The following is a 23,189-nucleotide window of genomic DNA, read 5'->3' as shown; positions in this document are numbered from 1 at the left end:
CAGCGCCCACTGACAACGCCCCCTCCCGCCCGCCGGAACCCCCGCCCTGGCTGGCAGAACGCCCCCGTCCCCCGATAGCCTGGTCGGAGCAGGACAACGGCGGTGGGGCCCGCCGTACCCGAACCGCGGTGCGACCACGGCGACGACCGTGACCACCGCCAACGGTCCCTACTTGCGATGAAGCGCGCCCGGCTGCGGGTGCCCGGCGAGTAGGAGAACCCTGTGACACCTCGGCTCCCCGGCCGACTACCGGCTCAGCTCCCGACGATCGCCGTCGTCTCCCTGGGCGGCGCGACAGGCGCCTCCGCCCGCTACGGAGCGGCCCTCCTCTGGCCCACGGCCCCGGGGGCCTTCCCCTGGACGACCCTCCTGGTGAACGCGGTGGGGTGCGCGGTGATCGGCGTCTTCATGGTGGTGATCACGGAGGTGTGGACGGCGCACCACCTGGTCAGGCCCTTCTTCGGCACGGGGGTCCTGGGCGGCTTCACCACGTTCTCGACGTACGCGGTGGACTTCCAGCGCCTGGTGGCGCACGGCCGGGCGGGCACCGGGGCGGCGTATCTGGGGCTGACCTTGCTCGCCGCGTTCGCGGCGGTGTGGAGTGCGGTGTGGGCGACCCGCCGCGTACGGGTGTGGAGGCAGACATGACCAGACTGACCGGCTCGGCGCTCCGGCTGACGATCTTCCTCGGTGAGAGCGACCTGTGGCACCACAGGCCCGTTCATACGGAGATCGTCCACCGCGCCCATGGCGCGGGGCTCGCGGGTGCCAGCGTGTTCCGCGGTATCGAGGGCTTCGGCGCCTCCTCGATGATCCACACCCAGCGGCTGCTCTCGCTCAGCGAGGACCTGCCGGTGGCGGTGGTGATCATCGACACCGAGGAGCGCGTCAGGGCCTTCCTGCCCGAGATCGAGGAACTCCTCGGCGACGGCCTGGCCACCCTGGACGCCTGCGAGGTCATCCACCACGCGGGCGGAAGCCAGGACGCCGGCGGAAGCCATCCCGCCGACGGAAGCCAGGGCGCCGAAGGGGAGGCGACGCCCCGTTGAACTGGCTCCTGGTCATCCTGGGCGCCGCCGTGGGAGCCCCCCTGCGCTATCTGACCGACCGCACCGTCCAGCAGCGCCACGACTCGCTCTTCCCCTGGGGCACCTTCACCGTCAACGTGACGGGCTGCCTCATCCTCGGCCTGGTCACCGGCGCGGTGACCGCGGGCGCGGCCTCCGACTCCGTCCAACTCCTCCTGGGCACCGGCCTCTGCGGCGCGCTGACCACGTACTCCACTTTCAGCTACGAGACCCTCCGCCTCACCGAAGCGGGTGCCCACCTCTACGCCGCCGCCAATGTCCTGGGGAGTGTGGCGGCGGGCCTGGCAGCGGTCTACGCGGGCGTAACGCTGGCAGGGGCACTCTGGCCATAGGGAGGGGGACAGTCGGGCCGGACGAGAACGGCGTCCACCCCGAGGTCGTTTCGCGCCGGATCCGCCGCGTACCGGATCCGGTTCTCCCACCCGGCCGCCGCGTCCCGCAGTCACTGGCCGGCGGTGAAATCGAGCGCGACGCCTCGTCCCGGCCCGCATCAGGTCACCGAGGCGAGTGCCGTCCTTCAGCGGAGAGCCCCCGCATCCCGAGCAGCGCCGCACGCCATCACACATGACGCACAACGCATCACGCACAACGCATCACGCACAACGCATCACAGGGACCCCGACACAGCCCGAATCACATACCGCGCGTTCTCCGCCATAGCGGGGTTCGTCCTCCGGTAGTACGGCAGCGCGTGCACGGCCTGCGAGAGCGCCCGCCCCCGCCCGCGAACCCAGGTGGCGTCATCCACATCCAGGAGTTCCCGGAAGACATCCCTCCCCGCTTCAGGGAGCAGATTCCAGGCCGGGAACAGATCACACGCCGGATCACCCACCCCCGTACAGCCGAAGTCGATCACCGAGGCGAGCCGGCCGCCGCCGTCGACCAGCAGATTGCCCGGCATGAGGTCGGCATGGAGCCAGACCGGTGCCCCCTCCCACTCCGGAGCCCGCACCGCCTCCTCCCACACGGCAAGGACCCCGTCACAGTCGACACCCTCCTCCGGAATGCCCCGCAGCTCCTCGATCGCCGCCCGGGTCCCCGCGTCCGCCGAGGCGAGCGGCCCACCCCGATAAGCCGCGGGCGCGCCCGGCAGCGCGACACTCCGCATCGCCCCCACGAACCCGGCCAGATCCGAGGCCAGCCCCACGGGCTCACGCAACGCCCCCGCCACCGGGTTCTCACCGGGCAGCCACCGATAAACGGACCAGGGCCACGGATACCCTTCCCCCGCCTCCCCGGCCCCGAGCACCTCGGGCACGGACACCGTCAGCCGGGGCGCGAGCCGGGGCAGCCACCCCCGCTCGACCGCCACGTCATCGACGCCACCCCGCACCAGCGGCAACCGTACGACCATGTCGTCGCCGAGCCGGTACATCGCATTGACCGTCCCCCCGGAAGCGACCCGCACCACCGCCAGCCCCGCCCACCGCGGAAACTGCCCGGCAACGAGCCGCCGTACGCGCTCCTCGTCCATGACGAACATGTCCGCGTGCATCTGAGTCTGCTCTGTACCCATGACCCCCCATCCGACCCCCACACCCCACCCGAGGCAACCGGATTTTCCCCTCGGACCCCCGGCCGACCTCCCTCTCCCGCGCGCACGGCGAAGGCCGCCACCCCGTTTCCAGGGGAGGCGGCCTTCGCCGGTCGTCGTTCGCCGTGCTGGTCGCGGCGGGTTCTAGATGTCGAAGTACAGCTCGAACTCGTGCGGGTGCGGGCGGAGCTGGATCGGGGCGATTTCCTTGGTGCGCTTGTAGTCGATCCAGGTCTCGATCAGGTCCGAGGTGAAGACGCCGCCGGCCTGGAGGTATTCGTTGTCGGCTTCCAGGGCGTCGAGGACGGCCGGGAGGGACGTCGGGACCTGGGGGACGCCCGCGTGTTCTTCGGGGGCCAGTTCGTAGAGGTCCTTGTCGATCGGCTCGGCGGGCTCGATCTTGTTCTTGACGCCGTCCAGGCCTGCCAGGAGGAGGGCGGAGAAGGCCAGGTACGGGTTGGAGGACGGGTCCGGGGCGCGGAATTCGACGCGCTTGGCCTTCGGGTTCGAGCCCGTGATCGGGATGCGCATCGCGGCGGAGCGGTTGCGCTGGGAGTAGACCAGGTTGACCGGGGCCTCGAAGCCGGGGACCAGGCGGTGGTACGAGTTCACCGTCGGGTTGGTGAAGGCGAGCAGCGACGGGGCGTGCTTGAGGATGCCGCCGATGTAGTAGCGGGCGGTGTCCGAGAGGCCCGCGTAACCCTGCTCGTCGTAGAAGAGCGGCGTGCCGCCCTGCCACAGGGACTGGTGGACGTGCATCCCGGAGCCGTTGTCGCCGAAGATCGGCTTGGGCATGAAGGTCGCGGTCTTGCCGTTGCGCCAGGCGACGTTCTTCACGATGTACTTGAAGAGCATCAGGTCGTCGGCGGCGGCCAGCAGCGTGTTGAACTTGTAGTTGATCTCGGCCTGGCCCGCCGTGCCCACCTCGTGGTGCTGGCGCTCGACCTGGAGGCCGGACGCCTCCAGCTCCAGGGAGATCTCGGCACGCAGGTCGGCGAAGTGGTCGACCGGCGGGGCCGGGAAGTAGCCGCCCTTGTACCGGACCTTGTAGCCCCGGTTGTCCTCGACCGCGCCGGTGTTCCAGGCGCCGGCCTCGGAGTCGATGTGGTAGAAGCCCTCGTTCGCGGTCGTGTTGAACCGCACGCTGTCGAAGACGTAGAACTCGGCCTCGGGGCCGAAGTACGCGGTGTCCGCGATGCCGGTGGAGGCGAGGTACGCCTCCGCCTTCTTGGCGATGTTGCGCGGGTCGCGGCTGTACTGCTCACCCGTGATCGGGTCGTGGATGAAGAAGTTGATGTTCAGCGTCTTGTCCCGGCGGAACGGGTCCACCCGAGCCGTCGACAGGTCCGCGCGCAGCGCCATGTCGGACTCGTGGATGGCCTGGAAACCGCGGATCGAGGAGCCGTCGAAGGCCAGCTCCTCCGCCGGGTCGAAGGCCCGCGCCGGGATCGTGAAGTGCTGCATCACGCCAGGCAGGTCGCAGAAGCGGACGTCGACGAACTTCACGTCCTCGTCGGCGATGAATTTCTTGGCCTCGTCGGCGTTCTGGAACATCCAGCTCCTCCTCCTCCCGTCCCGGGGAGGGGCGGGGGTTATCGGTCGTGCGGCCAGTGCGGTGGCACACGCTGGACCCGACCTTAGGTATCCGGGATTTCTCCAGCATGACCCATTTGTTTCGTTGAAGTTAACCAGTCGCTCCCGTACCAACCCCGTTCCCGGCGCGTCCACCCCGCCGCAGTACCGTGGTCGGGTGGACAACAGGGAAGCAATCGGATCGTGGCTCTCGGGGCCCCGCGCGGCGGCCGAGAACATGGGCGTCGACTTCGGTTACCGGGGCGAACGGCTCGGGCTGCCGGAGCACGGACCCGGCTCCGTCGCCCCGCTCGGCCGGCGCTTCGGCGCCCTCTTCGTCGACTGGGGGCTCTGCATGCTGATCGCATACGGAATCCTCGCCGGCCGTGACTGGCAGGCGTCGGGTAACTGGGCGCTCGGTGTGCTTCTCGTGCTCAGCCTTCTTACGGTCGGCACGGTGGGAGCCACCCCGGGCAAGCGCCTTTTCGGCCTTCGTGTCATCGCCGTGGAGGGCGGGCGGCTCGGCCTCGGCCGCGTTCTCGTCCGTACGGTGCTGCTCTGCCTCGCCATCCCCGCGCTGATCTGGGACCGCGACGGGCGGGGGCTCCATGACCGGCTGGGGCGGGCCGTTCAGGTACGGGGCTGAAGCTCTCGAACCAGGTACGGGGCTGAAGCTCTCGAACCGTACGGGGGCGAGTGCGCCGGAACGTACCGGGGGGGCGAGTACGCCGGAACCTATCGGGGGGCCGAGTACGCCGGAACCTATCGGGGGGCGAGTACGCAGAGAGGGCGGCCGGGGGAGTTCCCGGCCGCCCTCTCGCGTACTTGTTCCGTGTGGGGTGGGTGTGGGTGGTACAGGGTGGGTGATACGGGGGTGGGTGCTCTGTGCCGTGGGGCCGTCCGGCCCGGCCGCTAGCGCGCTTTTCCGCCGCGTGGCATGCGCATCCCCTTGGGCATCGGGCCCTTGGGGAGCGGCATGTTGCTCATCAGGTCGCCCATCGCCCGCAGCCGGTCGTTCGCCGCCGTCACCTGCGGGCCGGCCAGCACCCGGGGGTACTTGAGCATCGTCGTACGGACCTTCTTCAGGGGCACCTGGCCCTCGCCGTCGCCGACGATGATGTCGTGCACCGGTACGTCCACCACGATGCGCGCCATCTTCTTCTTCTCGGCCGCCAGCAGGCCCTTCACCCGGTTCGGGTTGCCCTCGCCGACCAGGACGATGCCGGCCTTGCCGACCGCCCGGTGGACGACGTCCTGGCTGCGGTTCATGGCCACGGCCGGGGTGGTGGTCCAGCCCCGGCCCACGTTCTCCAGGACCGCCGCGGCGGCGCCCGGCTGGCCCTCCATCTGGCCGAAGGCGGCCCGCTCCGCGCGGCGGCCGAAGACGATCGCCATCGCGAGGAACGCCAGGATGAAGCCGAGAATCCCCAGATAGACGGGGTGATCGATCAGAAAGCCGATCGCGAGGAAGACACCGAAGGTGACGATTCCCACACCACCGACGACAAGCCCGACCTTCGAGTCGGCCCGCCGGGTCATCTTGTAGGTGAGGGCGATCTGCTTCAGTCGCCCTTGGTTCGCAGCAGTTTCTGCGTTGTCCTTCCTCGCCATACCCAGAAGTTTACGGGGCGTGGGAAGTGGCGTCCGACACGGCCTCCAGTACGTGCTCCGTCTCGACCCGGTCCTTTGCCCTGCGCCGGTCCTCCAGGACCGCCGTCCAGGCGTTACGGCGTGCCGTGCGCTGGCCGCCGCTGAGGAACAGGGTCTCCACGGCGCGGAGCGCGGTGAGGGCCGGACGGGTGAGGGCCGGGCGAGCGAGGGCGGGACGGGTGAGGGCGGGGCGGCCGGATATGGCTGTCGCGGCTGTCGCCACCGCCTCGGTGACGCTGGTGGGTCGTACCGGTGCGGCCTGCATGATGACGGGGGTCCCCTCGGGAGTGGTGACGGCAGACGTGCGGAGAACGGGCGAGGAGTGGGGGTGGGGCATCGGACGTCTGTTCGCGGAGTGTGCGTTCAGTGTCACGCACCGGTGTTACCAGGGCGTGACCGACCGGTCAAACGCGGATGAAACCCCGACGAGCGGAACAACCCGCCCCCGGAAACGCCCGCGCGGCCCGTACCCCGTCCCCGGCCTGCGGAAAAGGTTACGGACCGCGGTGCACCCCGCGCTACTCGGGAGTAGTCGCTTGTGCGGCGATTCACACAGTGCGTGCTCCACCCAGTGCACGCCTCACGCCGTGCGGCGGGTCACGCGGTGCGGCGGTTCACTCGGTGCACGCTTCACGCCGTGCGGCGCTTCACAGCGCGGGGGCGGGGGCCGCCAGGGCGCCCCGGCGCTCCATCGCCTGCTGGTAGAGCCGGCCCGCGCGGTACGACGAGCGCACCAGCGGCCCCGACATCACACCGGAGTAGCCGATCGCGTCGGCCTCGTCCTTCAGCTCCACGAACTCCTGCGGCTTCACCCAGCGCTCGACGGGGTGGTGGCGCGGGGAAGGACGGAGGTACTGGGTGATCGTGATCAGCTCGCACCCCGCCTCGTGGAGCTGGCGCAGCGCCTCGCTGATCTCCTCGCGGGTCTCGCCCATGCCCAGGATCAGGTTGGACTTGGTGATCAGACCGGCCTCACGGGCCCGCGTGATCACGTCGAGGGAGCGCTCGTACCGGAAGCCGGGGCGGATCCGCTTGAAGATCCGGGGCACCGTCTCCACATTGTGGGCGAGCACCTCGGGCCGGGACGAGAAGACCTCGGCGAGCTGCTCGGGCACCGCGTTGAAGTCGGGGATCAGCAGCTCGACCTTGGTGTGGCCGCTCTCCCGCCCGGCGGTCTGCGCGTGGATCTGGCGCACGGTCTCCGCGTAGAGCCAGGCGCCGCCGTCCGGCAGGTCGTCGCGGGCGACGCCGGTGATCGTGGCGTAGTTCAGGTCCATCGTGACGACCGACTCGCCCACGCGGCGCGGTTCGTCGCGGTCCAGCGGCTCCGGCTTGCCCGTGTCGATCAGGCAGAAGTCACACCGCCGCGTGCACTGTTCGCCGCCGATGAGGAAGGTCGCCTCGCGGTCCTCCCAGCACTCGAAGATGTTCGGACAGCCGGCCTCCTGGCAGACCGTGTGCAGCCCCTCGCCCTTCACGAGCTTCTGAAGCCGTTGGTACTCGGGACCCATTTTCGCCCGGGTCTTGATCCACTCGGGCTTGCGCTCGATGGGGGTCTGGCTGTTCCGGACCTCCAGACGCAGCATCTTGCGTCCGTCGGGTGCGACAGCGGACACGTCCGGCACCTCTCTCTGCTGGCGCGGCATTCGATTCTTCGGCGAACACCAGGTTACGCCCGTTGATTGCGCGGTCTTACGTCTGGGCAACCCCTGGGCCGAGGGGCGCATTCCCCCGTACGGGGGAAGCGGTCTCCCGGCCGGGCCGTCGCCCTCGGGGGCCCGGCTACGCCGTCGCCCCCAGGGGCTCGCGTTCGATCACACGCGGCTTCGGGTCGGCCCCCTCCAGGACCTCCCGCAGATGCCGCTCCACGACCGGCACCACCTCGGCGACCGTGATGTCCCGGCCCAGCTCGTTCGCGAGCGAGGTGACCCCCGCGTCCCGGATCCCGCACGGCACGATCCGGTCGTACCAGGTGTTGTCCGGGTTCACATTGAACGCGAAGCCGTGCATGGTCACGCCCTTGGCGACCCGGATCCCGATCGCCGCGAGCTTGCGGTCCTCGCCGCGCTGGCCGGCGTTGGACGGCGCGTACTCCGGACCGTTCAGCCGCGGGTCGAACTCCTCGTCCGTGAGCCGGGGGTCCAGGGCGGGCGCCAGGTCCAGCGCGAGGCCGCCCGGTACGTCACCGCCCGGTACGCCGCCGCCCCGTCCCTGGCCGCCCGGCGCCGGGCGCTCCGGCACCGCGTCGCCGAGGACCCAGACACCGCTGCGCCCCTCGACCCGGCTGGTCTCCAGGCCGAACTCGGCGGCGGTACGGATCAGCGCGTCCTCCAGGCGGCGTACGTGCGCGACGACGTCCACCGGGCGGGGCAGCTTCACGATCGGGTACCCCACGAGCTGCCCCGGGCCGTGCCAGGTGATCTTCCCGCCCCGGTCCACGTCCACCACGGGGGTGCCGTCGAGGGGGCGCTCGCTCTCCACCGTGCGCCGTCCCGCCGTGTAGACGGGCGGGTGCTCCAGCAGCAGACAGGTGTCGGGGATCTCGTCCGCGAACCGGGCGGCGTGCACCTCGCGCTGTCTCTGCCACGCCTCCTGGTACTCCACCGCCTCCGCGCCGAACCCCAGATGGACGTACCGCAGCTCACTCACGGCCGAGCCTCCTCACAGCGTGACAGTCTTGCGGCCCTACGGCCTCACAGCCCCACAGCGGCCGGGAACTCCCAGCCTCCGCCAACTGTACGGCGGGCCACCGACAACCGGCCGGGCAGGTGTACGGGCCGGGCCGCCGACGAGGACGAAGGCCGGGTGACGAGGGCCGGATACGGCAGGGGTACGGGGCCGCCGCCCCCGGGGCGCGGGCGCGTAGGCGGCGTACCACCGGGGCGTACGCGGGCCACGTCAGTGAGGCGGGGGCTCCTCACACGATCGGATGAATGTGGGGCGAACGCCCCAGTGAGACCCGTTACGCCTACTACATTCGCGCCGTTCCATAGGGCTGCTCCCCGGGCCCGGAAGGCAGGAGACCGTACAGCACATGTCGGAACGACCTCCGCAGCGCACCCCCAACCGCCAGCTCGCCGCGCTCATCGCGGAAGCGGGATTCTCCCACGCGGGCCTCGCCCGCCGGGTGGACCAGCTCGGCCTTGAGCACGGCCTCGATCTGCGGTACGACAAGACGTCGGTGACCCGGTGGCTGCGCGGTCAGCAGCCGCGCGGCACCACGCCCGCACTCATCGCCGAGGTCTTCACCCGCCGGCTCGGACGCCGGCTCTCCGCGCAGGACCTGGGCCTGGACGCCTGTGCCCCGGTCTACGCGGGCCTCGAATTCGCCTCCACCCCCGAAGAAGCCGTCGACATCGTCGGCGGGCTGTGGCGCAAGGACTCCGGCAGCCACAGCGAACTCCGCAAGATCGCGTTCACCCCGGCCGGGCTGGTCGTCCCCAGCCGCGACTGGCTGATCGGCCGCGCCGACGAGCGGGTCGCCCACCCCGGCCCCGCCGCCCTGCCGGCCGGAGCCGGACCGGGCGCAGGAGCCGGACCGGGCGCCCACGGAGCCGCCCCCGGCGCCCTCCCCGGGGCCGGAACGGGACCATCCGGGTCCGGTCCCGGCCGTACCCCCGGAGGCCCCGGAAACCCCGGTGCCCCCGGCCTCGTCCCGCACCGCCCCGCCCGTACCACCGGCACCACCGGCACCTCCGCCCGCGTGCCCGCCCAGGCGCAGGCCCACGCCGCCGCCCACGCCGCCGCCAGACCCGGCGGCCAGGGCAGACCCCCGGCCCACCCCGCGTCCGCTCCCCAGACCGCCGCCGTCCCGTCCGCCCCACCGCTCGCCGTGCCGCGCCAGCGCACCGAACGCGCCGTCGGCCAGCGCGTCACCACCGGCGACATCGAGGCGCTGCGCTCCGTCGGCGACCTCTTCCGCACCCTCGACCACGCCTACGGCGGCGGCCACGCCCGCCAGGCCCTCGTGCGCTACCTGGAGCACGAGGCGGAACCGATGCTGCGCGGCCGGTACGGCGAGTCCACCGGCCGCAAGCTCTTCGCCGCCGCAGCGGACCTCACCCGGCTCGCCGGGTGGACCTCGTACGACATCGCCGCGCACGGCCTCGCCCAGCGGTACTTCGTGCAGGCGCTCCGGCTCTCCCAGGCCGCCGGGGACCGCGCGTACGGCTCGTACGTCCTGGTCACCATGAGCCGGCAGGCCGTCTACCTCGGCCACGGCCGCGAGGCGGTCCAGCTCGCCCGCGTCGCCCAGCAGGGCATCGGCGCCGCCGCGCCCCCGGTCGTCCAGGCGCTGCTGCACGCGGCGGAGGCGCGCGGCCACGGTGTGCTCGTGGACGCGCGGGCGTGCGCGTCCTCACTCGTACGGGCCGAACGCGCCCTGGAGGCCGTGCGCTCCGGCGACGAGACACCGCGCTGGGCGCGCTTCTTCGACGAGGCGCAGCTCGCGGACGAGGTGGCCCACTGCCACCGCGACCTCCAGCAGCACCGGAGCTCCGTGCAGCACGCGGAGCGCTCGCTCCAGCTCCGCGCCCCCGAGTACGCCCGCAGCCGCCTCTTCTGCCGCGTCGTGCTCGCCTGCGGACGCCTCGGCCTCGGCGAGCTGGACCAGGCGTGCGTGCTCGGCGCCGAGGCGGCCCAGCAGGCCGCGGAGATGCGGTCGGCGCGCGCCGCCGAGTACGTACGGGACTTCGAGCGGCGGCTGGAGCCGTTCCGGGACGCGGCGGCCGTACGGAACTACCGCGACCGGGTGGCCGCCATCGGCTGAGCCGGCCGCGCCACGGGGTGGTGAGCCGGTCCCGTCCGGGGGAGGTCGACACCCGGACGGGACCGGAGCGGGAAGGGGCGTACGGCCGGGCCGGGCGCCGTCGGACGCGCCCCCGGTCCGTCACCGGCGCCCGGCGCACGCGACGGCGTCCTGCGCGACGACGCCTGCGCGATGGCGGCGCGCGCGACGCGCGACGGCGGCCTACGCGACGGCGGGCATCGGCGCCGTCTCGTACGCCGGGCGTACGCCCAGATCGCGGAGGATCGCGTGCGCCGCGCGGCGGCCCGAGAAGAGCGCCCCCTGCACGGTGTTGGTGTCCCGGTGGTCGCCGCACACGTACAGCCCCGACAGCACCCGCACCGGCCGGCGCGGGTCGTGCGGCGGGTCCATCGCGGGGACGGACTCCGGGTCGTGATGGGCCGCCAGCAGCTCCCAGTCGTGCGTCCCCACCCCGTACAGCCGCCCCAGGTGCTCCCGGACCGTACGGTCCAGTTCGGCGGCCGGGGGCGGCGTACCGAGCACCGTGGAGGAGATCAGCACGCGGCCCCGCGGGGCGCGCGAGGGGTCCACCGCGCTCATCACGGCGGTGTGGGTGACGGGGCCCGAGCGGTCGGCGTCGAGCAGCAGCGCGGGTTCGGCGAGCGGGGCGGCGGGCGCGGTGTGGTGCACCACGGTCACCGGGTGGAACTTCGGTACCCGCAGCCCCGGCAGGAGTTCGGCGGCGGCGCGCGCGCCGGTCGCCAGGACCAGCGAACGGCAGGCGATCTCGCCGTGCTCCTTGGTGGTCACACGGTCTATCGACGTGTCCGTGACACAGACGTCCGTCACGACGGTGCCCTCCGGCAGCGTCCGCGCCAGCAGATCGGTGAGGGTGCCCGCGCCGCCCGCCGGGACGAAGAGCCGACCCCGGGCGAAGGCCCGCAGCGCGAGGTCGGCGCTCCGGCTCGACGTGCGCAGCCCGGGGTCGCAGAGCAGCGCGGTGAGGAGGGGCCGGATGAAGCCGTTGACGGTACGGGCGGGCAGCCCGCGCACCGCCAGGGCCTCCCCGGCGGTCCGTTCGGGCCGGGCCAGCAGCCGGGCCGTCGGGGTCGCGGCGAGGCGCCCCAGGGCCGCGCCGAGCCGCGCCTGGTCGACCGCGCCGCCCAGCGGCGGACGGGGGGCGCTCGCCAGGGCGCGCGCGACAGTGAGTGCGCTCCGTGCGCTCCCGACGGCGCCGGTACGGTAGTTCCTGCCGTCGCTGTGCACGAGCACCCCCGGCGAGAACATCCGGACCGCGACGCCTTCGAGGCCCGGGGTACGGAGCAGATCCGGGTACGCGGCGGTGAGCAGCCGCCCGCCCCGGTCCAGCCGGAAGCCGTCGACGTCGTCCGTGGTCATCCGGCCGCCGACGCGGGGAGCGGCCTCCAGGACGGTGACCGTGACGCCCGCGCCGGTGAGGTGGTGCGCGGCGGAGAGACCGGCCAGACCGGCCCCGATGATGACGACGTCTGCGTGGTGCGCGGTGCCGAGTGCGGTACTGAGCACGTGCCCTCCCCGGGTCGACGCGGCCGGGCGGCGGGGCGGGACCGGCATCCGCACCGGCCCCGGAACGCCCGGGTTCCCGCCTGAGCGTAGGGACGGGAACCCCCCGCGCCGACGCGCGCGGGCGGGGGCACCGAAGCATGGGGGGTGCGCGCCGCCCCGGGAGGGGGGCCGGACCACCCGCCCCGGGGCGGGACCACTCGCCTCCGGGGTGGCGGGCCACCGGGCCCCGGGGCGGGGCCACCCGGCGCCCGCCGTACCGGCGGTGACGGTACGCGCGGTGCGTACGGTACGGGCCCGGGCCCGTCCCCGTACCGTACGTACGGCGGCACCGCGCCCTCCCGTACCGCCCCGGCCCGCTCCCCCTGCGCTCCCGGTCCGCCCCGGCTCTCCCCGGCCGCCCGGAGCCCGAGCGCGTCCGGACGAGCCCCGGGCGCTACAGCGCGGCCCGTACCGCCTCGTCGACCGTCGGGAACGCGAAGGTGAAGCCGGACTCCAGCAGCCTCGTTGGGATCACCCGCTGGCTGCCCACGATGTCCTCGGCCAGCCCGCCCACCGCCAGCCGCAGGGCCGCCGCCGGGACCGGGAACGGGGTGGGGCGGTGGAGGACCCGGCCCATGGCCGCCGTCACCTCGCGGTTGGTGACCGGCTCCGGGGCCGTCAGGTTGACCGGGCCCGTCAGCTCCTCCGTGTCGATGACATGGCGCAGCGCCGCCACCTCGTCGTGCAGGGCGATGAAGCTCCAGTACTGGTCGCCCGAGCCCAGCCGGCCGCCCAGGCCGGCCCGGAAGAGCGGGAAGAGCTTGCCCCACGCGCCGCCGCCGCGCGCGACCACCAGGCCCGTGCGGGTGAAGACCGTACGGATGCCCGCCTCCTCGGCGGGGGACGCGGCCTCCTCCCACGCCACGCAGAGCCCGGACAGGAAGCCGTCCCCGGGCGGGGCGCTCTCGTCCACCCGCCGGCCGTCCGTATAGCCGTAGAACCCGATCGCCGAACCGGAGACCAGCACAGCGGGCGGCGCGTCGAGCGTGGTCAGGGCCTCGGCGAGGGTGGCCGTGCCGAGCACGCGGGAGTCGCGCAGCTCCCGCTGGTACGCCTCGCTCCAGCGCCGGTCCCCGATCCCCGCCCCCGCGAGATGGACCACCGCGCCGCAGCCGTTGAGCTTCCCCGCGTCGATGGTCTGCCGTACGGGGTCCCATGCGATCTCGTCGGCGGACCGCGCCGCGCGCCGCACCAGGCGCACCACCTCGTGCCCGTCCGCGCGCAGGGAAGCGACAAGTGCCGTACCGATGAGCCCGGTCGAGCCGGTGACCGCGATTTTCATGCGCCCATCCTGCCCCTGAAGCCTCACATGGCACAGTTACGCCATGGTGGAACCTCGGATACGCCCCGTCGTGCGCCCCGCCGTCCGCTCCGACGACGACGCCCTCGGCGCGCTCGACCGGGTGACCTGGTCGACGCTGCACGCCGTCACCCCGCGCCCGCTCCCGCCGTACGGGCCCTTCTTCGACGCGCTCCACCGGCCCGAGGACTTTCTCGTCGCCGAGCTCGACGCGTTCGGCGATCCCGGCGATCCCGGCGGGCCGGGCGGTCCCGGTGGCATCCCCGGCGCCGAGGGGCGGGAGGACGACATCGTGGGGTACATCCGGGTCGCCCGGCCCACCGCCCTCGCCAGCAACGCCCATGTACGGCAGATCCAGGGCCTCGCCGTCCAGCCCTGGGCACGCGGCCGGGGCGTGGCGCGCGCCCTGCTCCGCGCCGGTGTCCTGCACGCGCGGAACCAGGGCGCCCGCCGGCTGACCCTGCGCGTCCTGGGCCACAACGCGCCGGCACGGGCGCTCTACGAGGCCGAGGGGTTCCAGGTGGAGGGGGTCCTGCCGGGGGAGTTCCTGCTGGACGGGGCGTATGCCGACGACGTGCTGATGGGGATGTCGCTGAGTTGAAGGCGGACTGAAGGCGGCCGGCGACGGCCCGATGGCCGCATTCAGCGTGCCTCACTCGGGGCCGAAGCGCTCCGTCAGTCTGGGGAAGCGCTCCGCCAGCGCCGCCTCGTCCTCGAAGTCCAGCGGGGTGCCCTCCGGCTCGGCCTGCTGCGCCGCGATCCCCAGGGCCGGTGCCACCACCCCGGTGAGCTGCTCGTACGCCTCGTCCGCCGCGTACCCCAGCTCCTCGCCGTCCCCGTCGACCGTCTCGTCGAAGTCGTCCAGCAGATCGGCCAGGCTGTCCGGGTCGTGCACCCCGCCCTCGAAGACCTCCCGGCCCTGCCCGATCAGCCAGCAGCGGAAGTAGTCGAAGGCGTCGTCGCTCGCACCGTCGAGCAGCACGGCCGCCGCGCCCCACAGGTCCCAGCGGTACGCGCGGTTGTAGCGCGACTCGAAGTGCCGCGCGAAGTCCAGTACGGAGTCGGGATCGAGCCGCAGCAACCGCTCGACCAGCAGATCGGCATGGTCCTCGGGGTCGCCGTCGGCGGCCTCGCGGGTGGTGTCGATGATCTCCCAGAACTCCGTCTCGTCCATCACGGGAACAAGCATCCTGCCTGAACGGGGGCGGCGCACGCGGAGTCGTGAACCGTGGGTCTACCGTGACCTGCGGGACATCCGCGGTACGCCGGAAGGAGACCTGACGGAGACCGGGGCGCGCTCCGGGAGCGCTCCGGCCGCGCCCCGGGAGCGATCCGGGCCGGGACACGGAGCGGGCCCGCCCCCGGAGTCAGCCGTACAGGTCGGTCATCCGGGCCGCCGCCCGCGCGAACCGGCGCCGCAGGGAGTCGGGCGCCAGCACCTCGGCCTCCGGGCCCAGCGTCAGCAGTTGGGCGTACGCGACCTCCTCCGACTCCACCGGGAGCCGGACCGTGATCCGGCCCTGCTCGTCCGCCGGATCGGCCGGGCCCGCCGCCTCGATCGCCTGCCGCGCCGCCGCGCTGTCCGCGACGTACGGGAGCCTGCGGGCGCCCTCGGGGGAGAGCCGTACCTCGATCTCGGTGTGCAGGAGGGAACGGGCGAACTCGGCCGCGCGCTCCTCCCAGAAGGCCGGCAGGTCGAAGCACTGTTCGCGGGAGAAACGTTCCTCCAGGAGGTTGACGGCCTGGAACCGGTCGACCCGGTAGACCCGGTACGTCCCGTCCGTACCGGCCCGGTACGTCCCCTCCGTACCCGCGCCGTCCTCCGCGCCCCCGAGGCTCCCCGCACCGCCGACGTCCCCCGCACCCCCTAGCTCCCTCGCCCGCGCGCACAGGTACCAGACGCCCGCCTTCAGGACCAGGCCGTACGGCGCCAGCTCCCGCGTCACCTCCGCGTCCCTGCGCAGGTAGCACGCCGCGACCAGCCGGTCGTCCCAGACCGCCTCCGCGATCACCGGCAGCAACTCGGGCGTCTGCGGCTCCTGGTACCAGCCGGGCGCGTCCAGGTGGAAGCGCTGCGCCGCCGACTCCGGCGCGTCCCGCAGCGAGGGCAGCAGCGCAGCCGAGACCTTCAGCCGGGCCGCCGAAGAGATGTCGTCCAGCCCCATCTCGCGCAGCGCGCCCGGCACCCCGGAGAGGAAGAGCGCCTCCGCCTCGCCGCGCGCCAGGCCGGTGAGCCGGGTGCGGTAGCCGCCGACCAGCCGGTACCCCCCTGACCTGCCCCGGTTCGCGTACACCGGGACACCGGCCTCGGAGAGCGCCTGGGCGTCCCGGGTGATCGTGCGCTCGGAGACCTCCAGTTCGCGCGCGAGTTCACCCGCCGTCATGGACGGTCTGGACTGGAGGAGGAGAACCATTTTGATCAGGCGGGCAGCACGCATATGTCCATCATGCAGGGAGCCCCTGACACCGAGTGACAGGGGCTCCCCGACCTGGTATAGGGGGTCGGAGGGGCGGGAGGGAGCGGCGGGGCCCCGGAGTCGTACATCCGTACGATCCCGAACCCCGCCGGGCGAGCAGGTACGGGCCCGGCCGAGCGCGTACGGGCCCGCCGGGACCCGCGCTCGCCCGGACCCGGGAGCCCGGTCAGAGACCGTAGCGCTCGCGTGCCTCCGCGATCCGCTCCGGCTTGACCTCACCGCGCCGGGCGAGGTGCGCCAGCGCCGCGACCACGATCGACCGCGCGTCCACCCCGAAGTGGCGGCGGGCCGCGTCACGCGTGTCCGAGAGGCCGAAGCCGTCCGTCCCCAGCGAGCTGTACTCCTGCTCCACCCACTGGCTGATCTGGTCCGGCACCTGCCGCATCCAGTCGCTGACCGCGAGCACCGGACCCGGCGCGCCCGCCAGCGCGCGCGTCACGTACGGGACCTTCTCCTCGCCGCGCAGCAGCGCCGCGTCCGCCTCCATCGCGTCCCGGCGCAGCTCGCTCCAGGAGGTGGCGGACCAGACGTCGGCCGTCACGCCCCAGTCGGCGGCGAGGAGTTCCTGCGCCTCCAGGGCCCAGTGGATCGCCGTACCGGAGGCCAGGAGCTGGATCGCCGGGGCGTCGGCCGCCGCCGGGGTGCCCTCCTTGAAGCGGTACAGACCCTTGACGATGCCCTCCTCGACGCCCTCGGGCATCGCGGGCTGCGGCATCGGCTCGTTGTAGACCGTCAGGTAGTAGAAGACGTTCTGGTCCTCGCCGGGTACGGGCTCGCCGTACATCCGCCGCAGACCCTCCTTGACGATCACCGCGACCTCGTACGCGAACGCCGGGTCGTAGTTGAGCGAGGCCGGGTTGGTGGACGCGATCAGGTGCGAGTGGCCGTCGGCGTGCTGGAGCCCCTCGCCCGTGAGGGTGGTGCGGCCCGCCGTCGCGCCGACGATGAAGCCCTTGCCGAGCTGGTCGGCGAGCTGCCACATCTGGTCGCCGGTGCGCTGCCAGCCGAACATCGAGTAGAAGATGTAGAAGGGGATCATCGTCTCGCCGTGCGTCGCGTACGACGTCGCCGCTGCGATGAAGTCCGCCATCGAACCGGCCTCGGTGATCCCCTCGTTGAGGATCTGGCCGTCCTTGGCTTCCTTGTAGTACATGATCTGGTCGCGGTCGACCGGGTCGTATGTCTGACCCAGCGGCGAGTAGATGCCGGCCGACGGGAAGAGCGCCTCCATGCCGAAGGTGCGCGCCTCGTCGGGGACGATCGGGACCCAGCGCTTGCCGGTCTCCTTGTCCCGCATCAGGTCCTTCATCAGCCGGACGAAGGCCATCGTCGTCGCCACGGACTGCTTGCCCGAGCCCTTGGCGACGGCCTGGAACGGCTTCTCCGACGGCTGCGGCAGCGCGACCGCGTGGACCCGGCGGGCCGGGGCGGGGCCGCCGAGCGCCGCACGCCGCTCCTGGAGGTAGCGCACCTCGGGGGAGTCGGCGCCGGGGTGGCCGTACGGCACCAGGCTGTCGTCGAGCTTCGCGTCCGGGATGGGCAGGTCGAGCAGGTCGCGCATGGTGCGGAACTGCTCGCCCGAGAGCTTCTTCATCTGGTGGTTGGCGTTGCGCGACTCGAAGCCCGAGCCGAGCGTGTAGCCCTTCACGGTCTGCGCCAGGACCACGGTCGGCGCGCCCTTGTGGGCGAGCGCGGCCCGGTACGCCGCGTACACCTTGCGGGCCTCGTGGCCGCCGCGCGAGGTGTGGAAACACTCCGAGATCTTCGCATCGGTCAGGAGTTTCGCCAGCTCGGCCAGGGCGGGCTCGGAGCCGAAGAAGTGCTCGCGGATGTACGCGACGTCCCGTGCCGCGTACGTCTGGAACTGGGCGTCCGGCACCTGGCGCAGCCGGCGTACCAGCGCACCCGTGGTGTCGAGCGCGAACAGCTCGTCCCAGGCGGAGCCCCAGAGCGTCTTGACGACGTTCCACCCCGCGCCCCGGAACTGTGCCTCCAGTTCCTGGACGACCCGGAAGTTGGCCCGGACCGGGCCGTCGAGGCGCTGGAGGTTGCAGTTGATGACGAAGGTCAGGTTGTCGAGCTTCTCGCGGGCCGCGAGGGCGAGGGCCGCCGTCGACTCGGGCTCGTCCATCTCGCCGTCGCCGAGGAAGGCCCAGACGTGCGAGGCGGAGGTGTCCTTGATGCCCCGGTTGGTGAGATAGCGGTTGAAGCGCGCCTGGTAGATCGAGGAGAGCGGGCCCAGGCCCATGGAGACGGTGGGGAACTCCCACAGCCAGGGGAGCCGGCGGGGGTGCGGGTACGAGGGCAGACCCTGGCCGCCCGCCTCCTGGCGGAAGTGGTCGAGGTCGGTCTCGGTGAGCCGGCCGTCGAGGAAGGCCCGGGCGTAGATGCCGGGGGAGGCGTGGCCCTGGACGTAGATCTGGTCGCCGGAGCCGTCGCCCTCCTTGCCCTTGAAGAAGTGGTTGAAGCCGGTCTCGTACAGCCACGCGGCGGAGGCGAACGTGGCGATGTGCCCGCCGACGCCGAACCGCGCTCCCCGGGTGACCATGGCCGCCGCGTTCCAGCGGTTCCAGGCGGTGATCCGGGACTCCATCTCCAGGTCACCGTCGAACGCGGGCTCGGCGGCGGTCGGGATGGTGTTCACATAGTCGCTCTCCAGCAGGTGCGGCACCGGGATCCCGGCGGACTCGGCGTGCTGGAGGGTGCGGCGCATCAGATACGCGGCGCGGTGCGGGCCCGCGTGTTCGGTGACGGCGTCGAGGGAGGCCGCCCATTCGGCGGTCTCCTCGGTGTCACGGTCCGGGAGCTGGTCCAGCTCGCTCGGAAGCTTGCCTACGAGGTCGGGCATCATCGCCGCCTTCCGGACAGGAGGGGGGTGGAGAAGTGGTCGTGTCTGGCAGGACAGGACGCTGGGCTGGGTGCAGCCCGTCGTCGACTGTAAGACGCTGATCGATGATCGATCAAAGGGTTGAACGGCAAAACTTCTCGATCTCGACGAATTGGCATCCCGTGCCGCGTGTAAAGGCACGGAGTGACGGACGGTAATTCATGACAGAACGGCTCGAATCAGGCGCGGGGCGCACATCCGAGCACATGGTCCTTCACCAGTGAACCGATGGCCGGGTCCCGTCTGCGGAAAGCTTCCACCAGCTCCTGGTGCTCCTCGGCGTACGACTTCTGCACCGTGCCGAGCCACCGGATGGAGAGCGCGGTGAAGACCTCGATGCCGAGCCCTTCCCAGGTGTGCAACAGCACAGCGTTACCGGCCGCGCGCACCAGCTCCCGGTGGAAGGCCACCGTGTGACGGACCTGCGCGGTCCCGTCGGCGGTGCGGTCCGCCGCGTACAGCGCCGTCACATGCGGCTCCAGCGCCGAGCAGTCCGCCGCCAGCCGCTCGGCCGCCAGCTCGGCGGCGATCTGCTCCAGTCCGGCCCGTACGGGATAGGACTCCTCCAGATCGGCCGCGGTCAGGTTCCGTACCCGTACGCCCTTGTTCGGCGCCGATTCGATCAGCCGCAGCGACTCCAGCTCGCGCAGCGCCTCGCGTACGGGCGTCTGGCTCACCGCCAGCTCGGTGGCGATCCGCCGCTCCACGATCCGCTCGCCCGGCTTCCACCGGCCGCTGACGATCCCCTCCACGATGTGCTCGCGGATCTGTTCGCGCAGCGAGTGGACGACGGGCGGACTCATGACGGGCTCCTCGGTGATGACGGCTCCTCGGGCCGGAAGATGTCTAGACAATACGGCTCCCCACGACCGGCAAAGGCGCCCCTCCCCGGAATTTCCTTCCCAGGAGGGGCGCCTTCGCCGATGGTGCTCTCGCGGGCGCCTGCGCGCTGCCGCCGTTTACAGACCCAGCTCGACCTCGAACTCGCCCGCTTCGAGGATCGCCTTGACCGCCGTCAGGTAGCGGGCGGCGTCGGCGCCGTCCACCAGGCGGTGGTCGTAGGAGAGCGCGACATACGTCATGTCGCGCACCGCGATCGTCTCGCCGAGGTCCGGGTGGTCGACGACCACCGGACGCTTGACGGTGGCGCCGATGCCCAGGATGGCGACCTGGTTCGGCGGCACGATGACCGTGTCGAAGAGCGCGCCGCGCGAGCCGGTGTTGCTGATGGTGAAGGTCGCGCCCGCCAGGTCGTCCGGGGTGATCTTGCTCGCCCGTACGGCCGTGGCCAGCTCCGCGGTCTTCTTGGCGATACCGGCGATGTTCAGGTCGCCCGCGCCCTTGATGACCGGGGTCATCAGACCCTTCTCGGAGTCCACGGCGATGCCGATGTTCTCCGAGTCGAAGTACGTGATGGTGCCCTCGTCCTCGTTGATCCGGGCGTTGATGACCGGGTGGGCCTTGAGCGCCTGGGCCGCCGCCTTGACGAAGAACGGCATCGGGGAGAGCTTGACGCCCTCGCGGGCGGCGAAGGAGTTCTTCGCCTGCGCGCGGAGCCGCATCAGCTTGGTGATGTCGACCTCGACGACCGTGGTGAGCTGGGCCTGCGTGTGCAGGGCCTTCACCATGTTGTCGCCGATGACCTTGCGCATGCGGGTCATCTTGACGGTCTGGCCGCGCAGCGGGGACGCCTCAAGCTTCGGCGCCTTCGCCGCCACGGGGGCGGCGGCCGGGGCCGGAGCGGCGGCAGCAGCGGCGGCGGCAGCCTTGGCGGCCTCGGCGGCGGCGAGCACGTCCTGCTTACGGATCCGGCCGCCGACGCCGGTGCCCTTGACGGACGCCAGGTCGACCGCGTTCTCCGAGGCCAGCTTGCGGACCAGCGGCGTGACGTACGCGCCGTCGTCGCCCGCCGGAGCGGCCGGGGCCGGAGCGGCGGGCGCCGGGGTGACGGGCGCGGGCGCCACGGGTGCCGGGGCGGGGGCGGCGGGGGCGGCCGGCGCGGGCGCCGGAGCCTCCTGTACGGGGGCGGGCGCGGCCGGGGCCGGAGCCGGGGCGGCCGGTGCCGGAGCGGCGACCGGGGCCGGGGCGGCCGGGGCGGCGGGCGCGGCCGGGGCAGCGCCCGCCGCGCCGATGACGGCGAGCTTCGCGCCGACCTGCGCGGTCTCGTCCTCGCCGACCACGATCTCCAGCAGCACACCGGCGACCGGGGCGGGGATCTCCGTGTCGACCTTGTCGGTGGAGACCTCCAGCAGCGGCTCGTCCTCCGCGACCTCCTCGCCGACTTCCTTCAGCCAGCGGGTGACGGTGCCCTCGGTGACCGACTCGCCCAGCGCGGGCAGCGTGACATCGGTACCGGAGGCGCCACCGGCCGCCGGGGCGGCGGCGGGCGCGGCGGCCGGAGCCGGCGCGGGGGCCGCCTCGGCGGCCGGCGCCGGAGCGGCCGGAGCCGCCGGGGCGGGCTCGGCGGCAGCGGCGGGCGCCGGGGCGGCGGCCGGGGCGCCCGTGCCGTCGTCGATGATGGCCAGCTCGGCGCCGACCTCCACCGTCTCGTCCTCGGCGACCTTGATGGAGGCCAGCACACCGGCGGCGGGCGCCGGGATCTCGGTGTCGACCTTGTCGGTCGACACCTCCAGCAGCGGCTCGTCGGCCTCGACGCGCTCGCCCTCTGCCTTCAGCCAGCGGGTGACAGTGCCCTCGGTGACGCTCTCGCCGAGCGCCGGCAGGGTTACGGAAACCGACATGGTTTCAGTTGCTCCTAACGAATTTACGGAAGTGGTCGTCGCGCCCGGAAGGCATCAGTCGTGGGAGTGGAGCGGCTTGCCGGCGAGCGCCAGATGGGCCTCGCCGAGCGCCTCGCTCTGGGTCGGGTGCGCGTGGATGAGCTGCGCGACCTCGGCCGGCAGAGCCTCCCAGTTGTAGATGAGCTGAGCCTCGCCGACCTGCTCGCCCATGCGGTCGCCGACCATGTGGACGCCGACCACGGCACCGTCCTTGACCTGGACGAGCTTGATCTCACCGGCGGTCTTGAGGATCTTGCTCTTCCCGTTGCCCGCCAGGTTGTACTTGAGGGCGACGACCTTGTCCGCGCCGTAGATCTCCTTGGCCTTGGCCTCGGTGATCCCCACGGAGGCGACCTCGGGGTGGCAGTACGTCACGCGCGGCACCCCGTCGTAGTCGATCGGCACGGTCTTCAGACCGGCCAGCCGCTCCGCGACCAGGATGCCCTCGGCGAAGCCCACGTGGGCGAGCTGGAGGGTCGGGGCGAGGTCGCCGACCGCCGAGATCGTCTCGACGTTCGTGCGCATGTACTCGTCGACGAGGACATAGCCGCGGTCCATCGCGACGCCCTGCTCCTCGTAACCGAGCCCCTGCGAGACCGGGCCCCGGCCGATCGCGACCAGCAGCACCTCCGCCTCGAAGGTCTTGCCGTCGGCGAGCGTGACCCGGACGCCCGTCTCCGTGTACTCGGCCTTGTCGAAGAACGTGCCGAGGTTGAACTTGATGCCGCGCTTGCGGAACGCGCGCTCCAGCAGCTTGGAGCTGTTCTCGTCCTCGACCGGCACCAGGTGCTTCAGACCCTCGATGACCGTGACATCCGTACCGAAGGACTTCCACGCGGAGGCGAACTCGACGCCGATCACCCCGCCGCCCAGGATGATCGCGGACTCCGGGACGCGGTTCAGCGTCAGCGCGTGGTCCGAGGAGATGATCCGGTCGCCGTCGATGGTCAGACCCGGCAGGGACTTCGGTACGGAACCGGTCGCCAGCAGGACATGGCGGCCCTGGACGCGCTGCCCGTTCACGTCGACGGAGGTCGGCGAGGACAGCCGGCCCTCGCCCTCGATGTAGGTGACCTTGCGGGAGGCGACCAGCCCCTGGAGCCCCTTGTACAGGCCCGCGATCACATCGTCCTTGTACTTGTGGACCCCGGCGATGTCGATGCCCTCGAACGAGGTCTTGACACCGAACTGCGCGGCCTCACGGGCCTGGTCGGCGATCTCGCCGGCGTGCAGCAGGGCCTTGGTGGGGATGCAGCCGTTGTGCAGGCAGGTGCCGCCCAGCTTGTTCTTCTCGATCAGTGCGACGTCCAGACCAAGCTGCGCTCCGCGCAGCGCCGCGGCGTAACCGCCGCTACCGCCGCCGAGGATCACTAGGTCGAAAACGGTGCTGGCGTCGTTCGCCACGTCACGTCCTCCATGCATGTGCGCCGGGCGCGGTCTCACGTCGACCGGGCGGCGGCTGGTCTTCGGCCGCTATGTCGTCGGCCCTGTGGTGGGGGCCCTGTCCTGCCGATTACCCATCTTTGCACGGTGCGCGGGGTGACGGGGCCGGGGGTCACGGTGCGAACGG

20 protein-coding genes and 1 pseudogene are annotated in these 23,189 nt (G+C 72.3%); 6 read left to right on the top strand and 15 right to left on the bottom strand.

What is annotated here, in order from left to right:
* Positions 1-222 precede the first annotated feature (222 nt).
* Genes AB0O07_RS12445 through crcB form a run of 3 tightly spaced genes read left to right on the top strand, consistent with a single transcriptional unit; the run spans position 223 to position 1,420 of the window.
* Positions 223-648 (top strand): CrcB family protein, encoded by a 426-nt coding sequence (locus AB0O07_RS12445; RefSeq protein WP_365631079.1) that lies wholly within the window; start codon positions 223-225, stop codon positions 646-648.
* On the top strand, positions 645-1,049 hold the full coding sequence (locus tag AB0O07_RS12440; protein WP_365631077.1) for a DUF190 domain-containing protein: 405 nt from the start codon (positions 645-647) through the stop codon (positions 1,047-1,049). Before AB0O07_RS12445 ends, AB0O07_RS12440 begins: the two co-directional genes overlap by 4 nt.
* The gene (gene crcB, locus AB0O07_RS12435; RefSeq protein ID WP_365631075.1) at positions 1,046-1,420 is read left to right on the top strand and encodes a fluoride efflux transporter CrcB; all 375 of its coding nucleotides are present in this window, start codon (positions 1,046-1,048) and stop codon (positions 1,418-1,420) included. The genes AB0O07_RS12440 and crcB overlap by 4 nt, the downstream gene beginning before the upstream one ends.
* Positions 1,421-1,431: 11 nt before the next feature.
* On the opposite strand, the pseudogene AB0O07_RS12430 reads toward crcB, so the two are convergent.
* The 3 genes and pseudogenes from AB0O07_RS12430 to glnA all read right to left on the bottom strand — a co-directional run.
* Positions 1,432-1,609, bottom strand: a pseudogene (locus tag AB0O07_RS12430) (FAD-dependent oxidoreductase); the annotation flags it as partial.
* An 86-nt stretch (positions 1,610-1,695) separates the two neighbouring features.
* Positions 1,696-2,604 (bottom strand): aminoglycoside phosphotransferase family protein, encoded by a 909-nt coding sequence (locus AB0O07_RS12425; RefSeq protein WP_365631073.1) that lies wholly within the window; start codon positions 2,602-2,604, stop codon positions 1,696-1,698.
* Positions 2,605-2,766: 162 nt separating this feature from the next.
* Positions 2,767-4,176, bottom strand: coding sequence for a type I glutamate--ammonia ligase (gene glnA / locus AB0O07_RS12420; RefSeq protein WP_365631071.1), 1,410 nt, complete (start codon positions 4,174-4,176; stop codon positions 2,767-2,769).
* Positions 4,177-4,372: 196 nt separating this feature from the next.
* On the opposite strand from glnA, the gene AB0O07_RS12415 reads away from it, so the two are divergent.
* Positions 4,373-4,840, top strand: a complete 468-nt coding sequence (locus AB0O07_RS12415; protein ID WP_365631069.1) for an RDD family protein — start codon at positions 4,373-4,375, stop codon at positions 4,838-4,840.
* Between the two features lie 266 nt (positions 4,841-5,106).
* Here AB0O07_RS12415 and AB0O07_RS12410 read toward each other — a convergent pair whose 3' ends face one another.
* The 4 genes from AB0O07_RS12410 to lipB all read right to left on the bottom strand — a co-directional run bounded on the left by AB0O07_RS12410 (position 5,107) and on the right by lipB (position 8,493).
* Positions 5,107-5,805, bottom strand: coding sequence for a DUF4191 domain-containing protein (locus AB0O07_RS12410; RefSeq protein ID WP_365631067.1), 699 nt, complete (start codon positions 5,803-5,805; stop codon positions 5,107-5,109).
* Between the two features lie 10 nt (positions 5,806-5,815).
* On the bottom strand, positions 5,816-6,109 hold the full coding sequence (locus AB0O07_RS12405; protein WP_365631623.1) for a hypothetical protein: 294 nt from the start codon (positions 6,107-6,109) through the stop codon (positions 5,816-5,818).
* A 382-nt stretch (positions 6,110-6,491) separates the two neighbouring features.
* The gene (locus AB0O07_RS12400; RefSeq protein WP_365631065.1) at positions 6,492-7,460 is read right to left on the bottom strand and encodes a lipoyl synthase; all 969 of its coding nucleotides are present in this window, start codon (positions 7,458-7,460) and stop codon (positions 6,492-6,494) included.
* A gap of 166 nt (positions 7,461-7,626) precedes the next feature.
* Positions 7,627-8,493: a lipoyl(octanoyl) transferase LipB gene (lipB, locus tag AB0O07_RS12395; RefSeq protein WP_365631063.1), complete on the bottom strand. Its 867-nt coding sequence runs from the start codon at positions 8,491-8,493 to the stop codon at positions 7,627-7,629.
* A gap of 385 nt (positions 8,494-8,878) precedes the next feature.
* Between lipB and AB0O07_RS12390 the strand changes: the two genes are divergently transcribed.
* The gene (locus AB0O07_RS12390) at positions 8,879-10,612 is read left to right on the top strand and encodes a regulator (RefSeq protein WP_365631061.1); all 1,734 of its coding nucleotides are present in this window, start codon (positions 8,879-8,881) and stop codon (positions 10,610-10,612) included.
* 201 nt (positions 10,613-10,813) lie between these two features.
* Here the strand turns inward: AB0O07_RS12390 and AB0O07_RS12385 are convergent, their stop codons facing one another.
* Together AB0O07_RS12385 and AB0O07_RS12380 are read right to left on the bottom strand one after the other, a co-directional pair.
* A complete protein-coding gene (locus tag AB0O07_RS12385) occupies positions 10,814-12,136 on the bottom strand; it encodes an NAD(P)/FAD-dependent oxidoreductase (RefSeq protein WP_365631059.1) in 1,323 nt (440 codons plus the stop codon).
* A 433-nt stretch (positions 12,137-12,569) separates the two neighbouring features.
* Positions 12,570-13,457 (bottom strand): TIGR01777 family oxidoreductase, encoded by an 888-nt coding sequence (locus AB0O07_RS12380; RefSeq protein WP_365631058.1) that lies wholly within the window; start codon positions 13,455-13,457, stop codon positions 12,570-12,572.
* A 43-nt stretch (positions 13,458-13,500) separates the two neighbouring features.
* On the opposite strand from AB0O07_RS12380, the gene AB0O07_RS12375 reads away from it, so the two are divergent.
* A complete protein-coding gene (locus AB0O07_RS12375; RefSeq protein ID WP_365631056.1) occupies positions 13,501-14,076 on the top strand; it encodes a GNAT family N-acetyltransferase in 576 nt (191 codons plus the stop codon).
* Positions 14,077-14,127: 51 nt separating this feature from the next.
* Here AB0O07_RS12375 and AB0O07_RS12370 read toward each other — a convergent pair whose 3' ends face one another.
* From AB0O07_RS12370 to lpdA, 6 genes are all read right to left on the bottom strand, one after another.
* Positions 14,128-14,649 (bottom strand): DUF4240 domain-containing protein, encoded by a 522-nt coding sequence (locus AB0O07_RS12370; RefSeq protein WP_365631558.1) that lies wholly within the window; start codon positions 14,647-14,649, stop codon positions 14,128-14,130.
* A 193-nt stretch (positions 14,650-14,842) separates the two neighbouring features.
* Complete coding sequence (locus AB0O07_RS12365) at positions 14,843-15,913, bottom strand: WYL domain-containing protein (RefSeq protein ID WP_365631054.1); 1,071 nt, start codon at positions 15,911-15,913, stop codon at positions 14,843-14,845.
* 205 nt (positions 15,914-16,118) lie between these two features.
* The gene (aceE, locus tag AB0O07_RS12360; RefSeq protein ID WP_365631052.1) at positions 16,119-18,800 is read right to left on the bottom strand and encodes a pyruvate dehydrogenase (acetyl-transferring), homodimeric type; all 2,682 of its coding nucleotides are present in this window, start codon (positions 18,798-18,800) and stop codon (positions 16,119-16,121) included.
* 218 nt (positions 18,801-19,018) lie between these two features.
* Entirely contained in the window at positions 19,019-19,642 is a 624-nt protein-coding gene (locus AB0O07_RS12355) for a GntR family transcriptional regulator (RefSeq protein ID WP_365631050.1), read from the bottom strand.
* A gap of 156 nt (positions 19,643-19,798) precedes the next feature.
* The gene (sucB, locus tag AB0O07_RS12350) at positions 19,799-21,580 is read right to left on the bottom strand and encodes a 2-oxoglutarate dehydrogenase, E2 component, dihydrolipoamide succinyltransferase (protein WP_365631048.1); all 1,782 of its coding nucleotides are present in this window, start codon (positions 21,578-21,580) and stop codon (positions 19,799-19,801) included.
* 54 nt (positions 21,581-21,634) lie between these two features.
* Positions 21,635-23,023 (bottom strand): dihydrolipoyl dehydrogenase, encoded by a 1,389-nt coding sequence (gene lpdA / locus AB0O07_RS12345; RefSeq protein ID WP_365631046.1) that lies wholly within the window; start codon positions 23,021-23,023, stop codon positions 21,635-21,637.
* Between the last annotated feature and the right edge of the window lie 166 nt (positions 23,024-23,189).

The organism is Streptomyces sp. NPDC093085 (assembly GCF_040683935.1).
Taxonomy (GTDB): domain Bacteria; phylum Actinomycetota; class Actinomycetes; order Streptomycetales; family Streptomycetaceae; genus Streptomyces.
The sequence above is the reverse complement of the archived record's forward strand: the minus strand, read 5'-3'. Positions and strand labels throughout refer to the sequence as shown.